At 60.2% G+C, this 26,085-nt stretch carries 24 protein-coding genes and 1 pseudogene; 7 read left to right on the top strand and 18 right to left on the bottom strand.

The features are described 5' to 3' along the window. Nucleotides 1-20 precede the first annotated feature (20 nt). Together ON753_RS09745 and dusB are read right to left on the bottom strand one after the other, a co-directional pair. A pseudogene (locus ON753_RS09745) lies at nucleotides 21-1,152 on the bottom strand (two-component system sensor histidine kinase NtrB). Beyond that, complete coding sequence (gene dusB / locus ON753_RS09740; RefSeq protein WP_265967111.1) at nucleotides 1,149-2,084, bottom strand: tRNA dihydrouridine synthase DusB; 936 nt, start codon at nucleotides 2,082-2,084, stop codon at nucleotides 1,149-1,151. The pseudogene ON753_RS09745 and the gene dusB overlap by 4 nt, the downstream one beginning before the upstream one ends. 225 nt (nucleotides 2,085-2,309) lie before the next feature. Here dusB and ON753_RS09735 point away from each other — a divergent pair, with 225 nt between their 5' ends. The 5 genes from ON753_RS09735 (at nucleotide 2,310) to ON753_RS09715 (ending at nucleotide 6,033) form a co-directional block, all read left to right on the top strand. Beyond that, nucleotides 2,310-3,560 (top strand): bifunctional 2-C-methyl-D-erythritol 4-phosphate cytidylyltransferase/2-C-methyl-D-erythritol 2,4-cyclodiphosphate synthase, encoded by a 1,251-nt coding sequence (locus ON753_RS09735; RefSeq protein ID WP_265962329.1) that lies wholly within the window; start codon nucleotides 2,310-2,312, stop codon nucleotides 3,558-3,560. Nucleotides 3,561-3,568: 8 nt separating this feature from the next. After that, a complete protein-coding gene (locus tag ON753_RS09730; RefSeq protein ID WP_265962328.1) occupies nucleotides 3,569-4,078 on the top strand; it encodes a CinA family protein in 510 nt (169 codons plus the stop codon). 196 nt (nucleotides 4,079-4,274) lie between these two features. Then, the gene (locus ON753_RS09725) at nucleotides 4,275-4,742 is read left to right on the top strand and encodes a hypothetical protein (protein WP_265962327.1); all 468 of its coding nucleotides are present in this window, start codon (nucleotides 4,275-4,277) and stop codon (nucleotides 4,740-4,742) included. 176 nt (nucleotides 4,743-4,918) lie between these two features. After that, a complete protein-coding gene (locus ON753_RS09720; RefSeq protein WP_265962326.1) occupies nucleotides 4,919-5,401 on the top strand; it encodes a hypothetical protein in 483 nt (160 codons plus the stop codon). Between the two features lie 188 nt (nucleotides 5,402-5,589). Beyond that, nucleotides 5,590-6,033, top strand: coding sequence for a hypothetical protein (locus ON753_RS09715; RefSeq protein WP_265962325.1), 444 nt, complete (start codon nucleotides 5,590-5,592; stop codon nucleotides 6,031-6,033). 30 nt (nucleotides 6,034-6,063) lie between these two features. Here ON753_RS09715 and ON753_RS09710 read toward each other — a convergent pair whose 3' ends face one another. The 12 genes from ON753_RS09710 to ON753_RS09655 form a co-directional block, all read right to left on the bottom strand. Further along, a complete protein-coding gene (locus tag ON753_RS09710; protein ID WP_265967110.1) occupies nucleotides 6,064-6,522 on the bottom strand; it encodes a type II toxin-antitoxin system RatA family toxin in 459 nt (152 codons plus the stop codon). A 60-nt stretch (nucleotides 6,523-6,582) separates the two neighbouring features. Beyond that, nucleotides 6,583-7,557: a lipoyl synthase gene (lipA, locus tag ON753_RS09705; protein WP_265962324.1), complete on the bottom strand. Its 975-nt coding sequence runs from the start codon at nucleotides 7,555-7,557 to the stop codon at nucleotides 6,583-6,585. 56 nt (nucleotides 7,558-7,613) lie between these two features. Next, nucleotides 7,614-8,048, bottom strand: coding sequence for an acyl-CoA thioesterase (locus ON753_RS09700; protein ID WP_265967109.1), 435 nt, complete (start codon nucleotides 8,046-8,048; stop codon nucleotides 7,614-7,616). A gap of 2 nt (nucleotides 8,049-8,050) precedes the next feature. Then, entirely contained in the window at nucleotides 8,051-8,290 is a 240-nt protein-coding gene (locus ON753_RS09695; RefSeq protein ID WP_265962323.1) for a GlsB/YeaQ/YmgE family stress response membrane protein, read from the bottom strand. A gap of 19 nt (nucleotides 8,291-8,309) precedes the next feature. Further along, on the bottom strand, nucleotides 8,310-8,558 hold the full coding sequence (locus ON753_RS09690) for a GlsB/YeaQ/YmgE family stress response membrane protein (RefSeq protein WP_265962322.1): 249 nt from the start codon (nucleotides 8,556-8,558) through the stop codon (nucleotides 8,310-8,312). An 88-nt stretch (nucleotides 8,559-8,646) separates the two neighbouring features. Beyond that, nucleotides 8,647-10,089 carry a dihydrolipoyl dehydrogenase gene (gene lpdA, locus ON753_RS09685; RefSeq protein ID WP_265962321.1) on the bottom strand — a complete coding sequence of 481 codons (1,443 nt, stop codon included), beginning with the start codon at nucleotides 10,087-10,089 and terminating at the stop codon, nucleotides 8,647-8,649. A 74-nt stretch (nucleotides 10,090-10,163) separates the two neighbouring features. Further along, a complete protein-coding gene (locus ON753_RS09680) occupies nucleotides 10,164-11,507 on the bottom strand; it encodes a pyruvate dehydrogenase complex dihydrolipoamide acetyltransferase (protein WP_265962320.1) in 1,344 nt (447 codons plus the stop codon). Nucleotides 11,508-11,523: 16 nt separating this feature from the next. Next, nucleotides 11,524-12,906, bottom strand: a complete 1,383-nt coding sequence (locus ON753_RS09675; RefSeq protein ID WP_265962319.1) for a pyruvate dehydrogenase complex E1 component subunit beta — start codon at nucleotides 12,904-12,906, stop codon at nucleotides 11,524-11,526. 13 nt (nucleotides 12,907-12,919) lie between these two features. Then, on the bottom strand, nucleotides 12,920-13,969 hold the full coding sequence (gene pdhA, locus ON753_RS09670; protein ID WP_265962318.1) for a pyruvate dehydrogenase (acetyl-transferring) E1 component subunit alpha: 1,050 nt from the start codon (nucleotides 13,967-13,969) through the stop codon (nucleotides 12,920-12,922). A gap of 174 nt (nucleotides 13,970-14,143) precedes the next feature. Then, nucleotides 14,144-14,485 (bottom strand): FtsB family cell division protein, encoded by a 342-nt coding sequence (locus tag ON753_RS09665; RefSeq protein WP_265962317.1) that lies wholly within the window; start codon nucleotides 14,483-14,485, stop codon nucleotides 14,144-14,146. 272 nt (nucleotides 14,486-14,757) lie between these two features. Beyond that, nucleotides 14,758-18,246 carry a transcription-repair coupling factor gene (mfd, locus tag ON753_RS09660; protein WP_265962316.1) on the bottom strand — a complete coding sequence of 1,163 codons (3,489 nt, stop codon included), beginning with the start codon at nucleotides 18,244-18,246 and terminating at the stop codon, nucleotides 14,758-14,760. A gap of 23 nt (nucleotides 18,247-18,269) precedes the next feature. Further along, nucleotides 18,270-18,581: an FAD assembly factor SdhE gene (locus ON753_RS09655; protein WP_265962315.1), complete on the bottom strand. Its 312-nt coding sequence runs from the start codon at nucleotides 18,579-18,581 to the stop codon at nucleotides 18,270-18,272. Between the two features lie 225 nt (nucleotides 18,582-18,806). Between ON753_RS09655 and recG the strand changes: the two genes are divergently transcribed. Continuing rightward, entirely contained in the window at nucleotides 18,807-20,909 is a 2,103-nt protein-coding gene (recG, locus tag ON753_RS09650) for an ATP-dependent DNA helicase RecG (protein ID WP_265962314.1), read from the top strand. Here recG and ON753_RS09645 read toward each other — a convergent pair whose 3' ends face one another. Further along, a complete protein-coding gene (locus tag ON753_RS09645; protein WP_265962313.1) occupies nucleotides 20,910-21,644 on the bottom strand; it encodes a DUF502 domain-containing protein in 735 nt (244 codons plus the stop codon). It lies immediately after the preceding gene. Nucleotides 21,645-21,667: 23 nt separating this feature from the next. On the opposite strand from ON753_RS09645, the gene ON753_RS09640 reads away from it, so the two are divergent. Then, nucleotides 21,668-22,186, top strand: a complete 519-nt coding sequence (locus ON753_RS09640; RefSeq protein WP_265962312.1) for a YbaN family protein — start codon at nucleotides 21,668-21,670, stop codon at nucleotides 22,184-22,186. Nucleotides 22,187-22,219: 33 nt separating this feature from the next. Here ON753_RS09640 and ON753_RS09635 read toward each other — a convergent pair whose 3' ends face one another. From ON753_RS09635 to glmU, 3 genes are all read right to left on the bottom strand, one after another. After that, the gene (locus tag ON753_RS09635; protein ID WP_265962311.1) at nucleotides 22,220-22,651 is read right to left on the bottom strand and encodes a GNAT family acetyltransferase; all 432 of its coding nucleotides are present in this window, start codon (nucleotides 22,649-22,651) and stop codon (nucleotides 22,220-22,222) included. A gap of 4 nt (nucleotides 22,652-22,655) precedes the next feature. After that, on the bottom strand, nucleotides 22,656-24,482 hold the full coding sequence (glmS, locus tag ON753_RS09630; RefSeq protein ID WP_265962310.1) for a glutamine--fructose-6-phosphate transaminase (isomerizing): 1,827 nt from the start codon (nucleotides 24,480-24,482) through the stop codon (nucleotides 22,656-22,658). 116 nt (nucleotides 24,483-24,598) lie between these two features. Continuing rightward, nucleotides 24,599-25,954: a bifunctional UDP-N-acetylglucosamine diphosphorylase/glucosamine-1-phosphate N-acetyltransferase GlmU gene (gene glmU / locus ON753_RS09625; RefSeq protein WP_265962309.1), complete on the bottom strand. Its 1,356-nt coding sequence runs from the start codon at nucleotides 25,952-25,954 to the stop codon at nucleotides 24,599-24,601. Nucleotides 25,955-26,085 lie beyond the last annotated feature (131 nt).

Genomic DNA, 26,085 nt, shown 5'->3' with positions numbered 1-26,085 from the left:
GGTCAATCAGTCCCTCTGTGCTATTCGGAATAAACCGGCCCGTCGCCCGAAAAGGCCGGCATCAGGATCCGGAACACGGTTTTATGGCGCTGGCTGTCACACTCGATGACGCCCCCGTGGTCGCCGATGATCTTGGCGACAAGCGCCAGGCCCAGGCCCGATCCGTTGGTCTTCGTAGTGATAAATGGCTCGAACAGGTGCGGCAGCAGGTCTTCCGGAACCCCCGGACCGTTGTCCTGCACGCAAAATTCCAGCGGCAGGCTGACTTTTTCGGCCGTTCCGGGAACGGACAGCCTGACACCGGGCCTGAAAGCGGTTGAAATCCGAGATCTCGCCGTCCGGATCGTTTCCGATCGCCTCACTGGCATTCTTGATCAGGTTCAGGAAAACCTGGATGAGCTGGTCCTTGTTGGCGTAGACCGGCGGCAGGGACGGATCATAGATCTCGACGATCCGCTTGTTCCTGGCAAACCCGCTGTCCGCAAGCCGTTTCACGTGGTCGAGCACCACATGGATGTTCACCGGCTCGCGCTCTATCGGCCGCTCGTCGGAAAAGACTTCCATCCGGTCGACCAGTTTCACGATCCGGTCGGTTTCGTCCATGATGAGCCGGGTGAGCGCGCGATCCTCGCTCGGCACCGACTGTTCGATCAGCTGTGCGGCGCCGCGAATGCCCGAAAGCGGATTCTTGATCTCGTGCGCCAGCATCGCCGCAAGGCCCGTCACGGTACGGGCCGCACCTCGGGAGGTCAGCTGACGATCGATCTTTTCGGCCATCGTGCGTTCCTGAAACATCAGCACAACAGCTCCGGGCCGATCGGCCACGGGCGCGGCGTTGATGTCTACGACCCGGGGTGCACCAATGCGCGGAGAGCCGATATCCACCTTGTACTCGTTGACGGGGGCTCCGCGCTCACGCACCTGCTCGATCAGGGTCAGCAGCGGACTGCCGAACGGAACGAAATCGCTGATCGGGTGGCGCCGCAGGAAAGATATGCTCGAACGCAAGAAGATTTCCGCAGCCATGTTGGCCGACTCGATGACGCCGTCCGGGGCAACCAGCAGGACCGGATGCGGCAGCGCATCAAGAATCGTCGGCCCGTCACTGGCAAGTGCGGCCGTCCGGCCCGTCGCAGACTCAGTTTCCGTCACGCAGCTTTCCGTTCATTCGAGGAGGAGAACCAGTCGCTCGCAAGGCGAATGACCTCCGAGGGCTGACTGGAAGTCATGAGAGTTTTTCTAATCGCACCGGGTGCTTCACCGCCGGCTTCATCCATGTACCAGCCAAGATGTTTGCGCGCGATGCGGATCCCTTGCGCTTGTCCGTACTGGCTCAGAATGGCTTCGTAATGCTCCACCACCAGATCCGACAGTTCCTGGCCCGACGGCGCTTCCAGACGTTCGCCCGTAGCCAGAAAATGGCCGATATGACCCGGCAGCCACGGACGGCCGTAAGCGCCTCTGCCGACCATCACACCGTCGGCCTTCGAGGCTTCCAGCATGTTGATAGCGTCGTCAAAGCCCCTGCAGTCGCCATTGGCGATCAGCGGCACGGAGATCGCCTCCCTGACTTTGGCAATGGCGGCCCAGTCTGCGGCTCCCTTGTAGAACTGGCATCGGGTTCGGCCATGCACCGTCATCAGCCGAACACCGGCGGCCTCGGCGCGCCGCGCCAGCTCAGGTGCGTTGATCGACTTGTCATCCCAGCCAAGCCGCATCTTCAGGGTTACGGGAATACTGACGGCCGCCACGGTCGCTTCGACCAACTCAAGCGCATGATCCAGATCCCGCATCAGCGCAGAGCCGGAATAGCCGGAAGTCACCTTTTTCGCCGGGCAGCCCATGTTGATATCGATGACATCGGCCCCGAGGCCGGCAACGACCCGGGCAGCCTCGCCCATCCACCGGGCCTCCCGGCCCGCTAGCTGAACCACATGCAGGCCCTTGTCCTGGGACTCGGCACGCATCTGCGTCTCCGCGTCTCCCTTTACAAAGGATTCGCTGGCGACCATCTCGCTAACGACCATGCCCGCGCCATACCGGGCCGCAAGCCTGCGGAACGGCAGATCGGTGACCCCGGACATCGGAGCGAGCACGGCCCGATTGGATAATTGATGCTGCCCGACCGGCAGCGGATTCTTCAGCGGCGACACAAGGCTCTCTTCTCTGCTTATTACCTGTGCAATCTTGAAGTTGCCTATATTGTAGACAAATAATGCAATGCAACAAGTCAAAATTTGCAGTCTGAACAAGTTCTTCGTTAAAGACGAACAAAGGCTTCCGAACAACCACCCGCATGGAGACCGTCAATGGCAAAAACAGCGGCAGCCCTCGTTGTTGCTGCCGGGCGTGGAACGCGCCTGGCGGATCCTGGCGCGGTGCCCAAACAATACCGGCTCCTGGTCGGCCGTCCGGTGCTGACCCATACACTGAACGCCCTGGGGATTCACCTCCGGATCACACAGATCGTGACCGTCATCCACCCGGAGGATGTCCGGCTCTACGAACAAGCCGCCTCGTCTGTGGACGGGAGCTGGAAGCATAAGCTGATGGATCCCGTTTTCGGCGGTGACACGCGCCAGAGATCCGTCCACGAGGGCCTCAAGGCGCTCTGCGAGGTGGACTGCGACTATGTTCTGGTCCACGACGCGGCGCGTCCGTTCCTGGCAACCGATGTGATCGACCGGCTTCTGTTTCAGCTCGACGCCGGTGCAGAAGGCGCACTTGCGGCAATCCAGATTGTCGATACGCTCAAGAAGCAGGCGGCTGCCGGCAAAGCTCTTGAGACAGTCGACCGGCGTGGGCTTTGGGCGGCGCAGACACCTCAGGCTTTCCCGCTGCAACGGCTTGCGGAAGCCCATGAAAAGGCAGCTCGTGCCGGACGGCTGGATTTCACCGACGATACGGGTCTTGCGGAGTGGACCGGTATGACAATCTCCCTGAGCGACGGGGACGCTGCGAATTTCAAGATCACGACCGCGGCGGATCTCAAACGCGCTGAGCAACAGGCAAAGCTGTTTTCCATGTCCGACACTGCATCCAGAAGCCGCCCCCTCTCGGAATTGACTGATGTCCGTACAGGGATCGGATATGACGTTCACGCGTTTGAAGATGGAGATGCGGTCATTCTTGGCGGAACGAGCGTTCCTCATACCTGTAAACTCAAGGGCCATTCGGATGCCGATGTCGTGCTGCACGCCATTACAGACGCAACGCTCGGCGCTATCGGCGACGGCGATATCGGCCAGCATTTTCCACCGAGCGATCCGCAGTGGAAAGGGGCCTCCTCTGACAGGTTTCAAACGGAAGCCTTGCGCAGGCTGGAAGAGCTCGGCGGCCGGATTGCCCATATTGATGTGACGATCGTGTGCGAGGAACCGAAGATCGGACCTCACAGGGAGCGCATCCGTGCTTCGATCGCGGCAATATGCTCGCTGCCGGTCTCCCGCGTGTCGGTAAAGGCAACCACGTCCGAAAGACTGGGCTTTACCGGCCGCAAGGAAGGCATCGCCGCCCTTGCCAGCGTAACGGTCCGGCTGCCCTTTGAAGAAGGTGAATGAGGCTTGCTATGAATGACAAGGCACCGAGAAGTCTGGACGATCTCACCGCGCTCACCGTCACGGTGCTGAACGCACTGAAGGCCAAGGGGAAAATGGTGGCAACGGCCGAGTCCTGCACCGGCGGTCTGATTTGCGGGGCCTTGACCGAAATCTCGGGCTCGGCCTCCGCGGTCGATCGCGGATTTGTCACCTATTCCAACGAAGCCAAGACGGAACTGCTGGGCGTGCCCGCAGAGCTGATCCGAAAGGCAGGAGCCGTGAGCAAGGAAGTGGCCGTCGCCATGGCGGAGGGCGCATTGACCCGCTCCAAAGCCGATGTCGCGGTCTCGGTCACGGGCATTGCAGGCCCGGACGGCGGCACTGAAGAAAAGCCCGTCGGCACCGTTCACATCGCCGTCGCCTGCAAGAGCAAACCGACGGAACATGTCCACTGCTGGTTCGCCAATCGCGGCCGCCAGGCAATCCGGCTGGAGACAGTGCAGACTGCCTTGACATCAATTCTAAATGCGATTTCCTGAGTAAACGGTCGTTAAGCCTGCCCCGACTTCCCGCTGTGCTCGCCTTGGGCGTGTGCGTATAGTCTGGCACGAAACGACCGCTTGCAGCCTCCCTCAGGTTCATCCGAACCAAAGGCTGCTCAGAAACGAACGACCTGCCGTTGCCCATTATGCACGACGGATGGCAGGTCCAGAAAAACAGAAGTGCGCAAAAAATATGAAAAAATTCATCGCTACGCTGGGCGCATTCGCGTGTTTCTGCGGCACAGCATTTGCAGGACCGATTTCTCAATCTGGCGATTTTGTCCTGATGTCCCGTGACCGCTTTGGTCTTTTTGTCGGGAGCCACAAACTGTTTCTGCAGGATTCCGATGGTTTGAAGAAGGTTTCCTACTGCAACCGCGACTACTATATCCGTAGCAAAACGGTCGCCTGGACCCAGTTGGAGAGCGAACGCGGCCACGTTGTGCGCATAGAACTGAACTACGGTCGCGGCTGGCGGCCGATTTGCGACAACCCGGAACGCCAGGTCACGCTGCAGGACATCGGTGTCAGCATGAGCGCGCAGGAGGTCCTGCAATCGGCCGATGAAAGCTCAAAGCGGCAGGGCCGCCTGTCCGCCGTAAGCAGGATATTTGGGACCGGCGGTCCCGAGGACGAACCTAGCACCTACCACACACGCTAGATGGAATTGAGTGCCCTGATCGCTTTCGAGCAGACCGTATTCCGCAGGTACACCGACGCATAAAATTCTAATAAAATACTGATTCTGGACGAAATGGCTTTTACAGCATCTGTCCTTATGATCCTGCTCGCCAAGATAGTTCTCGCGAAATGAGTTCGCGTCACAGGATCCGGAATATGTCAGTCCAACGCATGGCTCTTGCGGTCGGAGCCTTCTTTCTTGCCGGGGCAACCTCCTTCGCCGGGGGTGATCTGCCGAAAGACGGCGACACCTATATCATTTCGCGCGACAGCAACCACGGGTTCCGCGGCTCTCATCAAATTTATGACAGGATGTCGGACGGTCTTATCGCAGTTGAATACTGCGGCCGTTCCTACTGGGTCCGTTATGCGACGATTGCATGGACCCAACTGGAGACGGAGCGGGACTATGCTGTGCGCGTCGAATTCAACCGGGGCAAAGGTTGGCGCCCGATCTGCGAAAATCCAGCCCGTCAGGTAAGCCTGCAAAACCTGGGAATTACGGACGATCCGCGGATCGTGGCCCACAGCGATAGCATTTCGAGCCAACGGGTCAATCGCTTCGCCGTCATTCGCAAGGCCTTTGAACCGATCGCGCGCGAACCGGCCATACCGACCTATCATGACGGACAGCCATAGCCCCGGGCGGCAAGGTAAGGCTCAGGTAAGGCCTGTAACGTAAACTTGGATAATTCTGGGGTAGAAGGAACACTGGAGATCCCGCGTTCGCAGGAACGCCCGCAAGCTGCTCAAGAAGGTGATCAACTCCCTGGCAGGTCAGGTCGGCAGACGAGACAGAGGATTGATCCAGAGCGAGGACGTCCGAAATGAAATACGGTTTGGCGTTCCTAATGGTGACAATTGCCGCCGGCTGTTTTCTGGCCGAGACGGCGCACGCTCAGAGCGACTTCTATATCCGTTCCCTTTATTCCAATGGCCGCTTCACCGGCTCACACGAAATCCTGACCGAACCGAAAGACGGCTATTATGCCGCACGGTATTGCGATCAGACTTTCTGGGTCTCTTCAGGCACAGTCGTGTGGACGGAAGAGCAGGCATCCGCCGGGCGGCGCCTCGTTCTGGAAGAAAACACCGGTCCGGAGAGGCGGATCGTCTGCCAGGACTATGCGGCTTTTGCGACGCTCGATGATCTGGGGTTGAAACCGCGGGAAATCGAGCGAATCCGCAATAACAATCAGTCACTTGATATGAAGTCGGGACGTATCCGCACCATCCGGGATGCGTTCAAGCACTTCAAGAATGAGCAGTGAGTGAATTGCAGTTCGGCGGCTTGTCAGCTTCTAGGATATGGTCCCATAGACCTGGTCGGCCCGCGCCTCGAACGCGCTGGAAAACTTCCTGAACGCCTTGTCGAACATCACACCCATGAGGGACCCCAGCGTGCGGCTGCGGAACTCATAGGAGATGTAGAACCCAACCATACAGCTCCCCTCGCCTGCTTCTTCGAACGTCCACGTATTTTCAAGATGTTTGAACGGTCCGTCGAGATATTCAACGTGGATTGTGCGCTCCTCGGGGCGCAGCTCCACGCGGCTGGTGAAGGTTTCCTTGAAAAGCTTGTAGGCAACGGTCATGTCCGCGATGAGAACGGTACGGCCATCATCCAGATCCTTGCGCCCGCGCACATGCAGACCCTGGCACAGCGGCACGAACTCCGGATACCGCTCCACATCAGCGACAAGTCGGAACATCTCGTCCGCTTTGTGATTGACCTTATGGTTGGATGAAAAACTGGGCATGCTCTTCAGCTTATCGCGTTCCGGATTATCCAATCAACCTGCCTGCACACTCGGGATGTTCTAACGGCCGAGCTTGGCCTTGCGGGCTGCGCGCAGGTCGGCGAAATCTTCTCCCGCATGGTGCGACGAGCGCGTGAGCGGGCTGGCCGAGACCTTCAGGAAGCCCTTGGCATAGGCAATCCGCTCATATCCCTTGAACTCTTCCGGGGTCACGAAGGACACCACCGGATGGTGTTTCTTCGACGGCTGCAGGTACTGGCCAACGGTCAGGAAGTCCACCTCGGCGGCCCGAAGATCGTCCATCAGCTGAAGCACTTCGTTGCGCACCTCGCCAAGCCCCACCATGATGCCGGACTTGGTGAACATTTCCGGATCAAGTTCCTTCACCTTCTGGAGAAGGCGGATGGAATGGAAATAACGGGCTCCCGGCCGGACGGTCAGGTATTTCGACGGCACGGTCTCCAGATTGTGGTTGAACACATCCGGCCTGGCGGCAACGACGATTTCCAGCGCGCCGTCCTTGCGCAGGAAGTCCGGGGTCAGGACTTCCACTGTGGTTGACGGCGACGTCTTGCGGATCGCATTGATCACATCCGCAAAATGCCGGGCACCACCGTCGTCGAGATCGTCCCGGTCGACAGATGTGATCACCACATGCTCAAGCCCCATGGCCGCGACGGCATCGGCAACGCCCTGGGCTTCTTTCGGATCGACCGGACCGGGCATGCCCGTACGCACGTTGCAGAAAGCGCAGGCTCGTGTGCAGGTATCGCCCAGAATCATGAAGCTGGCGTGCTTCTTGGACCAGCATTCGCCAATATTCGGGCAGCCGGCCTCTTCGCACACGGTTACGAGGTTGTTCTCGCGCACCACATTCTGGGTTTCGCGATAGACCGGTGACGTCGGCGCCTTGACGCGAATCCATTTCGGTTTGCGCTGAACCGGATTATCCGGGCGATGCGCCTTCTCCGGATGACGAGGACGCGCCTCGGAATTTTCCTGCGGGCGATTGAGCGTGTCGACGATCGTAACCATGGGCCTTAAGTGTCGTTATTCCCGTAAAAGGTCAAGCCATAAACCGGTTGAGCCAGCTATGTGCCTGGTGCAGGCCTGACCAGCTCCAGCAGCCTCTGCCGGGCGTTTTCGGAAAGTGGATGCGATTTGCGGGTTGCTTCGTTCATCTGCACGATGACCGTCACGGCTTGCGCGACGGCCCTGCCATCCTGAAAGACCTTTTGGACCAGCTTGAAGGAACTTCGCCCGACCTCGCTGACCGCCGTACCGATGTCAACGGTCCCCGGCCAGCTCACTTCCGACAGGAAGTCAAGTTCCAGACGGGCGATCACGAACGCCGCCCCCTCATCTGCGAGGGCGTCGCCGGCAATGAGTTCCACCCGGCCGGTTTCCAGAAACGTCGCGAATACCGCATTGTTGACGTGTCCCTGCCGATCCGTGTCGGCGTAGCGGAGTTTGTCGCTTGTTCTGAGAGGGAAATCGGCGACGTCTGTGAAGTTGCTCGCTGCCATCGTCACTTGAACATCTTTTTCCAGACGAACAGGAACAGTATGGAGCCCAGCACCGCAATCACGAGCCGGTCAAGGATACCGCCTGTCACGTTCAGATCGAGCAAAGACGCCAATTCACCGCCGATAAGCGCGCCGACCAGACCGACAACCAGGCTTCCCAGAAACCCGCCCCTGCTACCCAGAACCCTGTGGGCGACGGCACCCGCGACAAGACCGATGATGATTGTAATGATCCATCCCATCGCGGGCTCCTGTCAGACCTCAGGCAATCAGCCGGGCCAACAGCACCACGACGATGGCACCGATCGCCGCCACGACGATCTCATTGATGTAGGGATTGCCGAGGTTGATGTTGATGCCGGCCATCTTGAAGAGGAACCCGCCGACGAACGCACCGATCAGGCCGGTAATCAGGTAGCGTATCAGACCGCCGCCGCCAACGATGACGCTGGCAAGCCAGCCCGCAATGATGCCAATGGCAATCCAGATCAAAATTGCTTTTACATCCATAACTGTAGGCTCCTTTGATGCCCCACACTCGTACAGCCACACGTAAGCGCATTCGCTGTATCGATCCAGTCCTTATAGGTAATTCTGGCTACATGTTCAGCACGCGACCATAAGCGTCCAGCACGGACTCCTTCATCATCTCAGAAAGGGTCGGATGCGGGAACACCGTGTGCATCAGGTCTTCTTCGGTGGTTTCCAGGTTCATGGCAACCACATAGCCCTGAATAAGTTCCGTCACTTCCGCGCCGACCATGTGGGCGCCGAGCAGTTGTCCGGTCTTGGCGTCGAAGATCGTCTTGACGAGACCCTCGGGCTCACCGAGCGCGATTGCCTTGCCATTGCCCATGAACGGGAACCGTCCGACCTTGATCTCGTATCCGGCCTCTTTCGCCTTCGGCTCCGTCAGGCCGACGGAGGCAACCTGCGGCTGACAGTAGGTGCAGCCCGGGATCATGGACTTGTCCATCGGATGGACATCCTTGCCGGCGATCTTCTCCACACAGATCACGCCTTCATGCTCGGCCTTGTGCGCGAGCATGGGAGGACCAGCCACATCGCCGATCGCATAGACGCCCGGAACATTGGTCCGGCCGTATCCATCGATCACGACGCAGCCCCGGTCGGTTTTTACGCCGAGTTCCTCCAGGCCGAGATTCTCGATATTGCCGACCACCCCGACGGCGGAAATCATTTTCTCGGCGGTCAGGTCCTGCTTTTTGCCATCCTTGGTCTCGACCGTTGCGGTCACGCCGCCGGAGCCCTTCTTGACGGCGGAAACCTTGGCCTCCGTCAGGAATTTGAGACCCTGCTTTTCCATCATCTTCTTGGCCATGCCGGAAATTTCCGGGTCTTCGACCGGCATGATGGTCGGCATCATTTCGATGACGGTGACGTCAGCGCCCATTGTCTTGTAGAATGATGCGAACTCGATGCCGATGGCGCCGGAGCCCATCACGATCAGGGATTTCGGCATGGAGGGCGGGACCATGGCTTCGAAATAGGTCCAGATGTCCTTGCCGTCCGGCTCGATGCCCGGAATGACGCGCGGACGTGCGCCGGTTGCCAGGATGATGTGCTTGGCCTTGTAGACGCCCTCTCCCTTGGTGCCTTTCGGCGCCGGGTGCTGGGGCTCCATGGCCTTCTTGGCGGTTTTGGAAACCGTGACTTCACCGGCCTTGGAGATCTTGCCTTCGCCCCAGATGATGTCGACCTTGTTCTTCTTCATCAGGAAGCCGATGCCGCCATTGAGCTGGCCGGAAACACCGCGCGAGCGCGTGACCACGGCGGCCGGATCAAACGAGATCTTTTCCGCCGACAGGCCGTAATCCTTGGCGTGCTGCATGTAGTGGTAGATTTCGGCGGAGCGCAGCAGCGCCTTGGTCGGAATGCAGCCCCAGTTGAGGCAGATGCCGCCCATATGTTCGCGTTCGACGATTGCGGTTTTGAGGCCCAGCTGGGCGGACCGGATGGCGGTCACGTAACCACCCGGACCGGAGCCGATGATGATCACGTCGTAATTGGTGTCGGCCATGGTGTTTTCCCCGGCGAAAGAAGTCATCATTCAAAAACGGCGCGGCGTTGGTACCGCCGCGCCGGAGAGCTGCTTCAGACCAGCATGCTCATCGGATTTTCGATGTAGCCCTTGAAGGCCGCAAGCAGTTCCGCGCCGAGCGCGCCGTCCACACAGCGGTGGTCGGTGGAGAGCGTCAGGGACATGACGGTGGCAACCGCCAGCTCGCCGTCTTTCACGACGGGCCGCTTTTCACCGGCACCGACGGCCAGGATCGTTGCATGGGGCGGGTTCACAACGGCGGCGAAATTCTTCACGCCCATCATGCCCATGTTGGACACCGCGGTGGTGCCGCCCTGGTACTCTTCCGGCTTCAGCTTGCGTTCCTTGGCGCGTTTGCCGAGATCCTTCATTTCGTTGGAAATGACGGACAGCGGCTTTTCTTCCGCCCGGCGTACGATCGGCGTGATCAATCCGCCCGGGATGGAAACAGCCACGCCCACGTCTGCGTGCTTGTGCTTGACCATGGCATCGTCCGTCCAGGAAACATTTGCCTCCGGAACATCCCTGAGCGCCAGCGCCAGTGCCTTGATGGTCATGTCATTGACCGACAGCTTGTAGGCCGGCTTGCCGTCCTTGTCCTTGGCCGCAGCATCGTTGAGCTGGACCCGCAGCGCCAGGAGCGCATCCAGTTCCACGTCCACCGACACGTAGAAATGCGGGATGGTCTGCTTGGATTCGGTGAGACGCTTGGCAATCGTCTTGCGCATGCCGTCATGCGGCACGAGCTCGTAAGACCCTTCCGCGAATAGCTTGAGGACCTGGTCCGCGGACGGGCCGGTCGCCGGAGCTGCCGCCTTCGGTGCTTCCGCAGCAGCTGCGGCCGGAGCCGCCTTGCCTGCACCGGCCGCCAGAGCCGCCTCGATGTCCCGCTTGACAATCCGGCCGTGTGGACCGGACCCGGAAAGCGCTTTCAGATCGAGGCCGTTCAACTGGGCCAGACGGCGTGCCAGAGGCGAGGAAAACACCCGTGACCCGTCGGAGCCTTTCGGCGCCGGGACCGGACCGGTCGAGGCGGCTTTCGCGCCGACTTCAATTGCAGCAGAGCTTTCCGGAACCGCCGGTGTCTTTTCCCCGCCGGACGGAGCGCTGGAAGCTGCGCCGTTGCCGGACGTGCCGATCGCGCTCGCGTCTTCCCCCTCTTCCAGAAGCACGGCGATCAGCTCGTTGACCTTCACGCCCGCGGTTCCCTCGGCCACGACGATCTTGCCGATCGTGCCCTCGTCCACCGCTTCCACTTCCATCGTGGCCTTGTCGGTTTCGATCTCGGCGATCACGTCGCCCGCGGAAACCTGATCGCCCTCCTTGACCAGCCATTTGGCCAGGTTGCCCTCTTCCATGGTCGGAGAAAGGGCCGGCATGGTAATATTGATTGGCATGTCCGCCTCCCTCGCCTCAGGCTGTGTAGGTTACGGCCTTGACCGCATCGATGACTTCCGGAACGCTCGGCAGAGCGAGCTTTTCCAGATTTGCGGCATAAGGCATTGGAACGTCCTTGCCGGTTACGCGCAGGATCGGCGCATCGAGATAGTCGAAGGCTTTTTCCTGAACCTGATAGGCGATTTCCGAAGACACCGAGCACATCGGGAAGGCTTCTTCGACCGTTACGATCCGCCCCGTCTTGCGCACGGAGGCCAGCACGGTATCGATATCGAGCGGCCGGATGGTGCGCAGGTTGATGACTTCGGCGGAGATGCCGATACCTGCCAGCTCTTCGGCTGCCTTCATGGTATAGGTCATGCCGATGCCCCAGGACACCAGCGTGACATCCGTCCCGCCGCGTTCCACCTTGGCCTTGCCGATAGGCAGCACGAAATCGTCCATGTCGGGGATTTCGAAGGAATGCCCGTAGAGGATTTCGTTTTCCAGGAAGATGACCGGGTTCGGATCGCGGATGGCAGCCTTCAGGAGGCCCTTGGCATCGGCCGCAGAATAGGGCTGGACGACCTTCAGGCCCGGCACATGTGCGTACCAGGACGCGAAGTCCTGGGAATGCTGTGCACCCACTCGTGCCGCGGCACCGTTGGGACCGCGGAAGACGATCGGCGCGCCCATCTGTCCGCCCGACATGTAAAGCGTCTTGGCAGCGGAGTTGATGATCTGGTCGACTGCCTGCATGGCGAAGTTGAACGTCATGAATTCGACGATCGGCCTGAGGCCCGCCATTGCGGCGCCGACGCCGAGACCGGCGAACCCGTGCTCGGTGATCGGCGTATCGATGACGCGCTTGGCACTGAATTCGTCCAGCAAGCCTTGGGTGATCTTGTAGGCGCCCTGGTATTCGGCGACTTCCTCACCCATCACGAAGACGTCCGGGTCGCGGCGCATCTCTTCCGCCATGGCATCGCGCAGCGCTTCACGGACGGTGGAGCTCTTCATGGTCGTGCCCGCCGGAATTTCCGGATCTTCGGCGGTTTCGGGAGCAGGCGCCTGCGGCGTCGGAGCGGAGGCGACAGCCGGTGCGCTCGGAGCCTTTGCCTCGGCCGGCGTCGGAGCAGCCGGAGCCGGCGAAGCATCGACAGCGCTGGCATCTTCACCTTCGGCCAGAAGAACGGCTATCTTCTCATTGACCTTGACGTTGTCCGTGCCTTCCGCAATCAGGATCTTGCCGAGCGTGCCTTCATCGACCGCTTCGACTTCCATGGTGGCTTTGTCGGTTTCAATTTCGGCGATTACATCGCCTGCGGATACGGTGTCGCCCTCGGCCTTCAGCCACTTCGCGAGCTTGCCTTCTTCCATCGTCGGCGAGAGCGCCGGCATCAAAATATCGATCGGCATGAAAACCCCCGGCTCAGATCAAAATGTCGGTGTAGAGTTCAGACGTATCCGGCTCCGGATCGTTCTGAGCGAATTCCGCAGCTTCTGCGACACGGGCCCGGACACTCTTGTCCACGGCCTTGAGGTCGTCTTCGGAAGCCCATCCGTTGTCCACGAGACGCTTGCGGACCTGCTCGATCGGATCGTGCTCGGTGCGCATCTTCTGAACTTCGTCCTTGGAGCGGTACTTCGCCGGGTCGGACATGGAGTGGCCGCGATAGCGGTAGGTGATCATTTCCAGGATGTACGGCCCCTTGCCCGCACGGCACCGCTCGAGGGCCGTCTCGGACGCCGCCTTGACGGCGCGCACGTCCATGCCGTCAACCTGTTCGCCAGGAATGCCGAAGGAGGCGCCACGCTGGGAAAGATCGACGTTGGCCGAAGCGCGCGCCACGCTGGTGCCCATGCCGTACTTGTTGTTCTCGATCACGAAAACGACCGGAAGCTTCCAGAGCGCGGCCATGTTGAAGCTCTCGTAGACCTGGCCCTGGTTGGACGCGCCGTCCCCGAAAAACGTCATCGCGACGTTGCCGTTCTCGCGGTACTGGTTGGCAAAGCCGAGACCGGTACCGAGCGACACCTGCGCGCCGACGATGCCGTGGCCGCCATAGAAGTGTTTTTCCTTGGAAAACATGTGCATGGAGCCGCCCTTGCCTTTCGACAGGCCGCCCCGGCGGCCGGTCAGTTCGGCCATGACGCCCTTCGGGTCGAGATCCATTGCCAGCATGTGGCCGTGGTCGCGGTAGCCGGTGATCATCTGGTCACCGTCCTTCTTGGCCATCTGCATACCGACGACGACAGCTTCCTGCCCGATATACAGATGACAGAACCCGCCGATGAGGCCCATGCCGTATAACTGCCCGGCTTTTTCCTCAAATCGGCGGATCAGAAGCATTTCGCGGTAGGCGTGGAGTTCCTGGTCCTTGTCGAACTCTGCGATCGCAGGTTTCGCCTTCTTGGCGGTGCTGCGGGTCCGGCTGGTGCTCTTCGAGCTAGCGGAGGTGGTCTTTGATGCTGCGGCCATAACCCTCATCTCGGCGTGACGTTTCCCCTAAGAAAGGTAGGAGCAACTTATACTGTTGTCCTTGTCAATCCAATCCGTGCGTCTCGCATCGCAAAATCGATGCAACACGTTGAAGTTACGCGCTCATTTAGTTGTTAACCGGATTTTGATTAAGTGGCAATAATGAACTGAAAATCAGTTCACACCGTATTGATGCCCCGGACGCAAAACGACAAGTTCGTCGCCATGCACGAGATTGAGATGGAGCCGCGCGCGCTCATCCAGCATGTCGGGATCGAGGCTTTCCGGACGCAGCAGGCTGACCCGGGAAACGAGCTCCCGGCGCTCCGCACTCACCTGTGCAAGTTCGGCTTCCAGTTCGGAAACCTGGCTCTCGATCAGGGCGCGGCCGACCATGCCCAGCTCGCCGCTCATGGCATGGAAGCCGAAATAACCAAGCGCCGCAATGGCGATTGCAGGCGTGATCAGCCGACGGAGGATGGACTGTTTTCGCTGACGGGTAGCTGCTCGGTGCACGTTCCGGACCTTAACGCTTCACTCTTGGTCTCTTAGTCCCGTCACTATGCGTTGCTAGGCTTAATAGAGTCTTGAGGCGGCCGATCAAATGCACGTTAAATTTGCAGATGACCGGCGATGACCGTAGGAAAACGGGCGGACTTCAGGCGTTTACGAAGCCGACCCGGCGACGGGAGATCCGGGTCCGGTTGCCCGCGTGCCGCTGATCGGCCTGCATAGCCGCTCCGCCCACAACATGCAAAAACCCTACGACGGGCTCTCCGCCTGTGCCGTCAGGCGGCCACGGCCAGTCTCGCCAGCTTCGTCAGAATCGTCGCCGTGCCCTTCAGCCTGTCGTCCGTCTTGTCCCAGTCCCGGCTGAGAACCACCCTCTGGTCCGGACGGATCTTGGCCAGAACGCCCTGCTCGGCAATGTAGGATACGAGAGCCGCCGGATTGGCGAACTCGCTGTTGCGGAAGGATATGACGACACCCTTCGGCCCGGCATCGACTTTCTCCACATTCGCCTTGCGGCACAGCCCTTTGATGTAGACGATCTTCAGAAGATGCTGGACTTCTTCGGGCATCTGCCCGAACCGGTCGATTAGTTCCGCACCGAAGGCATCGATCTCTTCGGCTTCCGTAACATCGCCCAGTCGCCGGTAAAGCTGCAGGCGCAGCTGAAGATCGGCAACATAGTCCTCCGGAATAAGCACCGGTGTTCCGATATTGATCTGCGGGGACCATTGCTCCTGGCCAAGATCGGCACCGCCATCCCTCAGCTGAGCCACGGCTTCTTCCAGCATCTGCTGGTAGAGCTCGAATCCGACTTCCTTGATGTGCCCGGACTGTTCCTCGCCAAGCAGGTTGCCCGCTCCGCGAATGTCCAGATCGTGGCTCGCAAGCTGGAAGCCCGCCCCGAGCGTTTCAAGCGATTGCAGCACCTTCAGCCGGCGCTCCGCCGTAGCCGTCAGTGTCTTGTTGGCGGGTACGGTGAAGAGGGCGTAGGCGCGCACCTTCGACCGGCCGACCCGGCCGCGAAGCTGGTAGAGCTGCGAAAGGCCGAACATGTCCGCGCGGTGAACGATCAGGGTGTTGGCCGTCGGAATGTCCAGGCCCGATTCAACGATCGTCGTCGACAGAAGCACGTTGTATTTGCCTTCGTAAAAGGCATTCATCACGTCTTCCAGCTCACCCGCAGGCATCTGCCCGTGGGCGACGGCGACTTTCAGTTCCGGAAGGTTTTCCTCCAGGAACTCACGCCGTTCCGCCAGATCCGACACGCGCGGACAGACGTAGAAACTCTGACCGCCGCGATAGTGCTCGCGAAGCAGGGCTTCACGGACCACCAGCGGGTCGTAGGGCGACACGAACGTGCGCACGGCGAGCCTGTCCACAGGCGGTGTCGCGATCAGGGAGAGTTCCCGTACACCCGTTAGGGCAAGCTGCAGGGTTCTCGGTATCGGCGTTGCCGAGAGTGTCAGAACATGTACATCCGACTTCAGCTCCTTCAGCCGCTCTTTGTGCTTCACGCCGAAATGCTGTTCCTCATCGATGATCAGCAGGCCCAGATCGCGGAACTGGATCGACTTTCCAAGGAGCGCATGCGTTCCGACGACGATATCGACGGATCCGTCGGTAAGGCCGTTCTTCGTCTGCACCAGTTCACGGGCCGGCACCAGGCGCGAGGCGTGGGCGACATTGATCGGCAGGCCGTGAAACCGTTCGGAAAAGGTCTTGTAGTGCTGGCGCGCCAGCAGCGTCGTCGGCACGACGACAGCCACCTGGCGGCCGGACATTGCCGCTATGAATGCCGCACGAAGCGCGACCTCGGTCTTGCCGAAGCCGACATCGCCGCAAACGAGCCTGTCCATGGGGCGGCCGGACGAGAGATCTTCAAAGACCGAATCGATGGCGCCGAGCTGATCTTCCGTCTCCTCATAGGGGAAACGGGTGGCGAATTCGTCATAGACCCCCTCGGGCGTTTCCACCACCGGTGCGGTCTTCAGCGCGCGTGCGGCGGCCGTCTTGATGAGGCCGTCGGCAATTTCCAGGATGCGCTTCTTGAGCTTGGCCTTCCTTGCCTGCCACGCACCACCGCCCAGCTTGTCGAGCTGGCTTTCCTGGTCTTCCGATCCGTAGCGGGACAGCAGCTCGATGTTTTCGACCGGCAGATAAAGCTTGTCGCCGCCTGCATATTGCAGCTCCAGGCAGTCGTGCGGCGCTCCCACGGCCTCAATGGTCTTGAGGCCGATGAAGCGGCCGATCCCGTGGTCGACGTGAACGACCAGGTCGCCTTCCGAAAGTCCCGTCGCCTCCGTGATGACATTGGCGCCCTTCGCCTTCCGGCGCGTCTTGCGCACCAGCCGGTCGCCGAGAATGTCCTGTTCGCCGATAAACGCGATATCCGTGAGTTCGAAGCCGTGCTCGATGCCCAGGATACAAAGCGCGGACGTCTTGGCCGGCAGCGCCTCCGCGTCCTTCAATGTATCGACTTCCTGTACCGGACCGAGGCCATGGTCGCCCAGGATCTGCCCCAGACGGTCGCGCGATCCCTCGGACCAGCAGGCGATGACCGTGCGCTTTCCGGCCTTTTGCAGGTCACGTACATGGGCCGTCAGAGCGTCGAATATGTTGATGTCGCCTGCAGCCCTTTCCGCCGCGAAACTGCGGCCCTGGCGGCCGCCCAGTTCGATGACGGTCTTGCCGCTGCCCGGCGGCGGCGTAAAGGGATCGAGCGTGGCGCTTGCCCGGTCGGCGATCGTTGCCGACCACTCGTTTTTCGAAAAATAAAGGCTTTCCGGTTCAACCGGCATGTAGGGAACGGTCCCGGCACTCATCCCCGTCTCCCGGGCCTCCTGCCGGGCCCGGTAATAGTCGCTCACCTGTTCGGTACGCTCGCGCACCGCATCCGGCGTGCTTGCATCGAGCACCACCGGCGTGTCGCCGATATAATCGAACAGCGTCTCCAGCCGCTCATGGAACATCGGCAGCCAGTGCTCCATACCGGCATAGCGGCGGCCATCGCTGATCGATTGATACAGCACGTCTTCCCGGCTGGCCGCACCGAAATTCGCCAGATAGGACCGGCGAAAGCGCGAAATCGCGCTTTCCGACAGCACCACTTCGCTCATCGGCACCAGATCCAGCCGCTTGAGCTGCCTGGAGGTCCGCTGCGTTTCGGCGTTGAACGACCGTATCGATTCCAGAGTGTCGCCAAAGAAATCCAGACGCACCGGTTCTTCCGACCCGGGGGCGAACAGGTCGACGATACCGCCGCGAACAGCATATTCGCCCGTCTCCCGCACGGTTGGCGTGCGCGAAAAGCCGTTCATTTCCAGCCAGCCGGCAATGGCGGCCATGTCGACCTGGTTGCCGGGAGCCACGGAAAAGGTCTGGTCAGCCATGAAAGACCGTTCGGGCACCCGTTGAAGAGCGGCGTTGACCGTCGTCAGCAGAACCGTCTTCCGGCCTTCGGGGATACCGCGGGCAAGCTGCCCCAGCGCCAGCAGGCGGCGCGCGCTGATGGCCGGGTTGGGAGAGACGCGGTCATAGGGAAGACAGTCCCAGGCCGGAAGCTGAAGAATGTCGACGCTCGGGTCAAAAAAGCTCAGCGCTTCGCTGATCATCGTCATGCGGGTGGCATCACGGGCAACGAACACGAGCGCCAGGCCCGTCCTCGCGCTTTCGCTCAGCAGCCTGGCAAGCGCATAGCTTTCAGCACCATCGGGCACGCCGGCCAGCGTGACGTTGGCCTGGTCTTTGAGCAGGCTGTCAAACACAGCTACCGTCCTTGTTTTTCTTGTCAGGCGTCCCCGGCCGCGCCGGAGATTTTGTGATAGTCGATGATCCGGCGATAAAGCGGGCCATTCCATTCTTCGGGCAAAGGTTTCCGGCCGGTCATCCAGGCATAGAGATCCTGGTCATTGGCGGTCAGAAGATGTTCCAGTTCCAGGAGTTCCTCTTCGCAAAGCCGGTCGATCTCGGCATTGGCGAAACCGCCCAGCAGCAGATCCATCTCCTTCATGCCCCGGTGCCAGCACCGGAACAGGATCTTCTTGAGCCTCGGATCCCTTGCCTCCTGAGTCTCGATATTCGTGCCGGAAGTTTCGGACATGAGGAACCTATCTGGAGCATTGCCGGAGACGCGCTGGAGACAATCGGAATTCAACAGAACGCGGCCCGGTCGGAAACGTGCCGGATATATAGCGTCAGTCTTCCGGCTTGTCAGCGCCCGAGTTCACAGAATGTTCCGATTGTTGCGCATGTGGCCGGGTTCGTGGCAGAACAAGCTTCCCATTCGCCGAATGTGCTGCCGACATCCAGAGGTTTTTGCCTGAATATGCGCCCGCCGGTCCTCGATCCCCTGTTTGCTCCGGTTTCAACGCTTCCCGGGATCGGACCGAAAATCGCCAAGCTGGTTTCCGGACTGGTCGGCGGCCAGCCGGACAGGGATGCGACGGTTGCCGATCTCCTGTTTCACATTCCGCAGAGCGTGATCGACCGGCGTCACAAGCCCGGCATCGCCTATTCGGAAAATGGCGATATCGTCACACTGGACGTCACCATCGGGAGGCACATGCCTCCACCCCGGCACTCCAAGGCCCCCTACAGGATTCCGGCCCATGACGAGACCGGGCAGATCACCTTCGTCTTCTTTCATCCGCGCCGGGACTGGCTGGAGAAGACGTTTCCGGAAGGGGAAAGGAGAATCGTCTCCGGCAAGGTCGACTGGTTCAACGATCGCCCCCAGATGGTGCACCCGGACTATTCGCTGAAGCCGGAAGAGGCCGCCACGATGCCGGTACTCGAACCGGTTTACCCGCTGACGGCGGGCCTTCCCTCCAAGACGCTGCAAAAGGCCATTCACGCGGCGCTGGAGAAAGTCCCGGACCTGCCGCAATGGCTGAACGAACCCCATTTGCACAAGACCGGCTGGCCGGATTTCGCTGAAAGCCTGCGCACGCTGCATGTGCCGCAGGAGCGAACCGACATCGAGCCTCATTCTCTCTATATGGAGCGGCTCGCCTACGATGAGCTGCTTGCCAGCCAGCTTGCGCTGGCGATGGTCCGGGCGCATATGCGCACGCTCGGCGGCATCGCCCGCGTCCCGAGTGGAAACCTGCAGAAGGCCGTCATCGACGCCCTGCCCTTCCAACTCACGGAAAGCCAGGCGGCAGCTATCAGGGAAATCAACGAGGACCTCGCAAAACCCGTTCGGATGCTGCGTCTTCTTCAAGGGGATGTCGGGGCCGGAAAGACCGTCGTGGCCCTGGCGGCCCTTGCCCAGGTGATCGAAACCGGCGCGCAGGGCGCGATCATGGCACCGACCGAAATTCTTGCCCGCCAGCACTTCGCATCGATGGGGCCGCTTTGCGAAAAGGCGGGCATTCGCATCGCCTTGGTTACCGGCAAGGACAGTCAAAAGGAAAGACGCATCCGCCAGGAGCAGCTGGAGGCCGGCGAGACCGACCTTGTTGTGGGAACTCATGCCCTTTTTCAGGGAACGGTCGGTTTCAAGAATCTCGGCATGGTGGTCGTTGACGAGCAGCATCGTTTCGGTGTCCACCAGCGTCTGGCCTTGTCAGCCAAGGGACAGGGTGTCGATGTCCTGGTGATGACGGCAACGCCCATACCGCGAACCCTCGTCCTGACCTGCTTCGGCGACATGGACGTCTCACGCTTGACCGGCAAACCCGCGGGACGCAAACCCGTCAAGACCGTTTCCGTGTCGCTGGACCGTCTGGATGAGATCATTGCCCGTGTGGGCGCGGCCGTTGCGCAAGGGCAGAAGGTCTACTGGGTCTGTCCGCTCGTCGAAGAATCGGAAAAGATTGACCTGGCCGCGGTTGAAGAACGCCACAGGGTCCTGGAACAGGAGCTCTCACAGCGGATATCGCTCGTCCATGGCAGGATGAGCGCCGCCGACAAAGACGCTGCGATGGCGGATTTCAAATCGGGCGTCACCAAGATCCTGGTCGCGACGACCGTCATCGAAGTCGGTGTCGACGTGCCGGATGCAACCATCATCGTCATAGAACATGCGGAACGCTTCGGCCTTGCGCAGCTTCACCAGCTTCGCGGCCGCGTCGGCCGGGGCGACAAGCCGTCCTCCTGCGTCCTTCTTTACAAGGGCCCGCTGGGGGAAACCGCCGGCGCACGCCTCAACATCATGCGCGAGACCAATGACGGCTTCCTGATTGCGGAGGAAGACCTGAAACTGCGGGGCGGCGGTGAAATCCTGGGCACGCGCCAGTCCGGCACGCCGGGTTTCCGCATTGCCCGGGCGGAGGAGCATGCCGATCTGATGGAAGTCGCCCGGGACGATGCCAGGCTGATCCTGGAAACCGACCCGGAGCTCAAATCAAGGCGCGGCGAGGCGTTGCGCTGCCTGCTCTACCTTTTCGGGCGGGATGCCGCGATCCGGCTGCTGAGAGCCGGCTGATCAGGCATCTTCGGACTTGCGGACCTTTTCCATCTTTTCCGGGTCCGCGATCGCGTCCTCGAGGATTTCCGGGTATTTCGGATTCACCAGACCGGCGGAAATGACCAGCTTGGCGGCATCTTCGATGCTCATTGTGAGTTCGATGATATCTTTCTTGGGCACGAAAAGCAGGAAGCCTGACGTCGGGTTGGGCGTCGTCGGCAGAAACACCGAAACCGTGTCCGCCACATCCTTCAGACGCCTGGATACTTCGCCCTTGGTATCTGTCGAGATGAAAACGATCGCCCAAAGGCCCTTTCTCGGATATTCGATCAGCGCGGCCTTATTGAAATTGGCGCCCCGTTCTTCAAGAATAGTCTCAAAAATCTGCTTCAAGCCATTGTAGATATTGCGAACAAGCGGCATCCGACCGACGATTTTATCGCCGATAGAAATCAGGCTCCGGCCGAGGAAGTTGGCTGCCAGGAACCCGACGATCGTCAAAACGAAAACGGCGACGATCAGCCCGAACCCCGGAACGGCGAACGGCAGATAGGTGTCCGGATTATAGACCTTGGGAACAAACGGCTTCACCCAGCCGTCCACCCATTTGATGAATGTCCAGGTCAGCCAAAGAGTGATGCCGATGGGGCCGGTGATCACCAGGCCTGTCAGAAAATAGTTCCGCAAGCGTGTTGCCGCACCGTGCCGATGGCCGATCTGCGGATTGTCTGATTTCTGCTTATTCCGACTCATAGGCGAGACCCGATCAGATTCCTTTGAGATTTGTCTTTCCACCAGCTCCGCACTTAGATAAGCATCTTTATCGCAGCGCGGTATCCTTCGCGTGGTTTATTTTTCAGCGGTATATCCGAAAAATGCCGATGTCGGAGGCAATTTTGCGGCGAACCACATTCAAACTGCTCGGCATCGGATGTGTTGGCCTTGGTATTGCCGGTGCGTTTTTACCGCTTTTGCCCAGTACGATCTTTTTCATACTGGCCGCCGCCAGTTTCGCCCGCTCCTCACCAGCCCTCGAAGCCAGAATTCTGAAGCATCCCGTCGTCGGACCTCCCGTCCTTGCCTGGCGCAAATATGGCGCGATCCCGCTCAAGGCCAAGGTATTTGCTCTGGTCGGCATGGCAATCGGATATGCCGTCTTTCTGCTGGTGACACAGCCTGTCCTGTGGCTCGCCGTCGTCGTGGCACTCGCCATCATTGCCAGCGCCGTCTATGTCGCCACCCGCCCTTCCGGCCCGAAAGACCCTTCCTTGGATGAATGTTCCAACGAGTCCTGACGTCCGTAATCCCGGCATTCGGACGCAGCGCCCTCAGGTATCCGGAATAAGCCTTTTTCCAAGCGGCACGGCCGCCTCTTCCGAATAGCCGAGCTGTTCGTAAAAGCGCATTACCGCTTCGTTGTCCCGGCGCACGAACAGGTTGATCTTTGGACAGCCGAGTTCGATGAGGAAATCCTCGCAATGCTTCATCAGCATCTGCCCGAGCCCAGCCGACTGGTGGTCCGGATGGATGCTGAGATAATAAACCGATCCGCGATGGCCGTCGTAACCGGTCATGACGGAGCCGACAACGTCACCGGATTTCAGCAGCACGAAAAAGGCGCCATTCCGGTCTGTCAGCTTTCGGTCGATATCCTTGCCGGGATCGTTCCAGGGCCGGATCAGGCCGCAGGTCTCCCACAAGGCGATGATCTCGGCCCGGAAACGCTCCTCGTACCGGACTATTCTGAGGTCCGTTGCCATGGGCTTATTCGACCGTTACGGACTTTGCCAGATTGCGCGGCTGGTCGACATCGGTCCCCATGAAGACGGCCGTGTGATAGGCAATCAACTGGACCGGCAGCGCATAGATGATCGGCGCAACGATGTCCGACATCCCCGGCAGGATGACAACGTGCTCCGCGGCATTGCCGCTCTCCGCGGCTCCGCGTTCGTCGGTAATGAGCACGATCCGGCCGCCGCGGGCGGCCACTTCCTGCATGTTGGAGACGGTCTTTTCGAATATGCCGTCATACGGCGCAATGACGAAGACCGGCATGTTCTCGTCGATCAGCGCGATAGGCCCGTGCTTCAGTTCACCGGCGGCGTAGCCCTCCGCATGGATGTAGGATAGCTCCTTCAGCTTCAAGGCGCCTTCCAGCGCGAGCGGAAAGCTGGTTGCCCGTCCGAGATAAAGCGCATTGCTGGCCTTCGACAGGGGCTGGGACAGCTTTTCGATTTCGCTCTCCGCGGCGAGCGCCTTCAGCGCGAGGCTGGGGACCTCGGTCAGTTCAAGCACCAGTTCCCGTTCCCGCTCGGCCGACAGGACGCCGCGCTCCCGTCCGGCCTGCAAGGCAAGGGCTGCAAGCACCGCAAGCTGACAGGTAAAGGCCTTTGTCGATGCAACGCCGATTTCCGGCCCGGCAATCGTGGGAAAAACCACGTCGGCTTCCCGCGCGATCGTGCTTTCCGGCACGTTCACGATCGCACCGGTCGCGGCGCCGTTGGTCTTGCAATAGCGCAGCGAGGCAAGCGTGTCCGCCGTTTCGCCCGACTGAGAAATGAACAGCGCGGTGTCCCTGCTGCTGACCGGTGTCTCGCGATAGCGGAATTCGCTGGCGATATCGATTTCCACCGGCAGGCGCGCATATTTCTCAAACCAGTATTTGGAAACGAGCCCGGCCAGATACGCCGTGCCGCAGGCCGTGACGATCAGGCGCGAGAGATCCTTGAACTTGAGATGCTCGGCGCCGGCGACCTTCGCCTCGTTCGTAACGTAGTCGAAATAGCGCGACAGCGTGTGGCCGAGAACTTCCGGCTGCTCTTGGATTTCCTTGGCCATGAAGTGCTTGTAATTGCCCTTGTCCATCAGGCTGGACGTGACCGAGGATTTCGCCTCCGGCCTTTCCACCGGCCGGTTGCCCTGATCGAAAATCCTGGCGCCGGACCGCGTGAGCGCCGCCCAGTCCCCCTCTTCCAGATAGGTGATCCGGTCGGTAAAGGGGGAGAGCGCAATTGCGTCGGAGCCGAAGAACATTTCGCCGTCGCCATGTCCAATCGCCAGGGGTGATCCTTTGCGGGCGCCAATCAGCAGATCCTCTTCACCCGCAAACAGGATTGCCAGGGCAAACGCCCCTTTCAGGCGCGGCAGGACCTCGGCAACCGCCTCCTGGGGAGAAAGTCCTCTGGAAATCGCCAGGTCGATCAGGTGTGCGACAACTTCCGTGTCCGTCTCCGTTGCAAGCACGGCGCCGGCAGCCGTCACCTCATCCCGCAGGTCCAGATAGTTTTCAATGATACCATTGTGGACCACCGCCACGGAGCCGGCCTGATGCGGATGAGCATTGGAAACGGTCGGCGCGCCATGGGTCGCCCATCTCGTGTGGCCGATGCCGGACGTGCCCTGCAAGGGCGACTTTTCCAGAACGGCTTCCAGGTTGCGGAGCTTTCCTTCGGCCCTGCGCCGGACAAGGGCCCCGTCGACCAGGGTGGCGACACCTGCGGAGTCATAGCCGCGGTATTCCAGCCGCTTGAGAGAATCCACGATCCTCGGAGCAGCGTCCACCTTGCCCAGAATGCCAACAATCCCACACATGGAAATACCCTTTGACGACGGTCTCAATCAGCCGTCTGCTTTAGACGACAGACCATAGAATGCTGAAATCAATCCCTGTTTCAGAAGATGACAAGGAATGGTTTAAATATCCGATACTATGATTTGGCATCCTTTTTCGCCTGCAGCCGATCACGCAGCTTCTTGGCCCCGCCATCCTTGACGACCTGGCGGGAGCGCCCGAATGTCAGGGCATCCTTCTGCGCGTCCTTGGTGATCACGCTTCCAGCGGCAACGAACACGCCGTTTCCCAGCCTGACCGGGGCGACAAGCGTGGAGTTCGACCCCACGAAGCTGCCCGCCCCGATCTCGGTGCGGTGCTTCAGATAACCATCATAGTTGCAGGTGATGGTTCCCGCGCCGATATTCGATTTGGATCCGACGCTTGCATCGCCGATATAGCTGAGATGGTTTGCCTTGGCGCCCGCGCCGAAAGTGGCGTTCTTGACCTCGACGAAGTTCCCGACGCGCGTATCGGCGCCGAGCACCGCGCCTGGGCGCAGGCGCGCATAGGGCCCAACCACGCTGCCGGTACCGACGCTTGCCCCTTCCAGGTGGCTGAATGCTCGGATCCGGGCGCCCGTTGCCACCTTCACTCCCGGACCGAAGACGACGTTCTGCTCAACCACGACATCCGGCTCCAGCCTGGTATCGTGGGAGAAAAAGACGGTCTGGGGCGCCAGCAGCGTGCAGCCGCCGTCCATTGCGGCCAGGCGCATTCTTTCCTGAAAATCCGCTTCGCAGGCAGCCAGTTGCGCACGCGTGTTGATCCCCTGGGTCTCGACTTCCGAGCCCGTAACGGCAACGACCTTCAGCCCGCGCGCATTCGCGATTTCGACCGCATCGGTCAGATAATATTCGGCTTTTGCGTTGCTGTTGCCGATTGCCTCCATCAGGGACAGCGCGTGCTGGCCGGCAAAGCCCATGATCCCGGAATTGCAGAACGTGACCTGACGCTCCGCCTCGGTCGCATCTTTTTCTTCGCGGATGGCGACAAGCCGGTCGTTTTCCGTCAAAAGCCGCCCGTAGCCGAACGGATTGCCGGTTTCGAACCCGAGCACGACCAGATCCGCTCCGTCTTCCAGGGCCCGGCGGACCCTGCCGACAGTTTCCGGCGTCACCAGCGGCGTATCCCCGAACAGGATCAGGACATCGTCGGTTTCGATTTCAAGAGCAGGTTTTGCAGCAAGGGCGGCATGCGCGGTGCCGAGCCTGTCTTGCTGAACATGGCACTGCGCGGTTGGCGCGAGTTTGTTTACGAGCTGGTCCAGGGTCGGCATATCAGTGCCGGTAACCACGGAAATCCGGTCAGAACCGGCCTCCTTGAGTGCCTTCAGCACATGTCCGACCAGCGGTAATCCCCCGACTTCATGCATCACCTTGGGCAGATCGGACTTCATGCGGGTTCCCAAACCGGCGGCGAGAACGATGGAAAGGCAAGAGCGAGCAGTCATGGAAGTCCCGATGTCGTTAGATCCAGATTGCGCCTATATGCCCCGATCCACAGAACATTGAAAGATCTGACTGATCATCCGTTCCGGTTTGCGTTTCGTTAACCATAATTAACGACGGATACGCTATCGTG

It is taken from the genome of Roseibium salinum (assembly GCF_026240905.1).
Lineage (GTDB): Bacteria > Pseudomonadota > Alphaproteobacteria > Rhizobiales > Stappiaceae > Roseibium > Roseibium salinum.
This window is presented reverse-complemented; position numbering and strand designations above follow the sequence as displayed.

What these genes read in the sequence shown, in the direction of transcription:
- ON753_RS09700 (WP_265967109.1), bottom strand. Translation starts at nt 8,048, where the DNA reads ATGGCAGCGAGCAACTTCACAGACGTCGCCGATTTCCCTCTCAGAACA.
- ON753_RS09695 (WP_265962323.1), bottom strand. Translation starts at nt 8,290, where the DNA reads ATGGGATGGATCATTACAATCATCATCGGTCTTGTCGCGGGTGCCGTC.
- ON753_RS09655 (WP_265962315.1), bottom strand. Translation starts at nt 18,581, where the DNA reads ATGTCCGAAACTTCCGGCACGAATATCGAGACTCAGGAGGCAAGGGAT.
- dusB (WP_265967111.1), bottom strand. Translation starts at nt 2,084, where the DNA reads ATGTCCGGGGTCACCGATCTGCCGTTCCGCAGGCTTGCGGCCCGGTAT.
- ON753_RS09730 (WP_265962328.1), top strand. Translation starts at nt 3,569, where the DNA reads ATGAATGACAAGGCACCGAGAAGTCTGGACGATCTCACCGCGCTCACC.
- recG (WP_265962314.1), top strand. Translation starts at nt 18,807, where the DNA reads ATGCGCCCGCCGGTCCTCGATCCCCTGTTTGCTCCGGTTTCAACGCTT.
- ON753_RS09710 (WP_265967110.1), bottom strand. Translation starts at nt 6,522, where the DNA reads ATGCCCAGTTTTTCATCCAACCATAAGGTCAATCACAAAGCGGACGAG.
- lipA (WP_265962324.1), bottom strand. Translation starts at nt 7,557, where the DNA reads ATGGTTACGATCGTCGACACGCTCAATCGCCCGCAGGAAAATTCCGAG.
- ON753_RS09725 (WP_265962327.1), top strand. Translation starts at nt 4,275, where the DNA reads ATGAAAAAATTCATCGCTACGCTGGGCGCATTCGCGTGTTTCTGCGGC.
- ON753_RS09735 (WP_265962329.1), top strand. Translation starts at nt 2,310, where the DNA reads ATGGCAAAAACAGCGGCAGCCCTCGTTGTTGCTGCCGGGCGTGGAACG.
- ON753_RS09690 (WP_265962322.1), bottom strand. Translation starts at nt 8,558, where the DNA reads ATGGATGTAAAAGCAATTTTGATCTGGATTGCCATTGGCATCATTGCG.
- ON753_RS09720 (WP_265962326.1), top strand. Translation starts at nt 4,919, where the DNA reads ATGTCAGTCCAACGCATGGCTCTTGCGGTCGGAGCCTTCTTTCTTGCC.
- ON753_RS09635 (WP_265962311.1), bottom strand. Translation starts at nt 22,651, where the DNA reads ATGGCAACGGACCTCAGAATAGTCCGGTACGAGGAGCGTTTCCGGGCC.
- ON753_RS09675 (WP_265962319.1), bottom strand. Translation starts at nt 12,906, where the DNA reads ATGCCGATCGATATTTTGATGCCGGCGCTCTCGCCGACGATGGAAGAA.
- glmU (WP_265962309.1), bottom strand. Translation starts at nt 25,954, where the DNA reads ATGACTGCTCGCTCTTGCCTTTCCATCGTTCTCGCCGCCGGTTTGGGA.
- ON753_RS09715 (WP_265962325.1), top strand. Translation starts at nt 5,590, where the DNA reads ATGAAATACGGTTTGGCGTTCCTAATGGTGACAATTGCCGCCGGCTGT.
- ON753_RS09680 (WP_265962320.1), bottom strand. Translation starts at nt 11,507, where the DNA reads ATGCCAATCAATATTACCATGCCGGCCCTTTCTCCGACCATGGAAGAG.
- ON753_RS09645 (WP_265962313.1), bottom strand. Translation starts at nt 21,644, where the DNA reads ATGAGTCGGAATAAGCAGAAATCAGACAATCCGCAGATCGGCCATCGG.
- glmS (WP_265962310.1), bottom strand. Translation starts at nt 24,482, where the DNA reads ATGTGTGGGATTGTTGGCATTCTGGGCAAGGTGGACGCTGCTCCGAGG.
- pdhA (WP_265962318.1), bottom strand. Translation starts at nt 13,969, where the DNA reads ATGGCCGCAGCATCAAAGACCACCTCCGCTAGCTCGAAGAGCACCAGC.
- lpdA (WP_265962321.1), bottom strand. Translation starts at nt 10,089, where the DNA reads ATGGCCGACACCAATTACGACGTGATCATCATCGGCTCCGGTCCGGGT.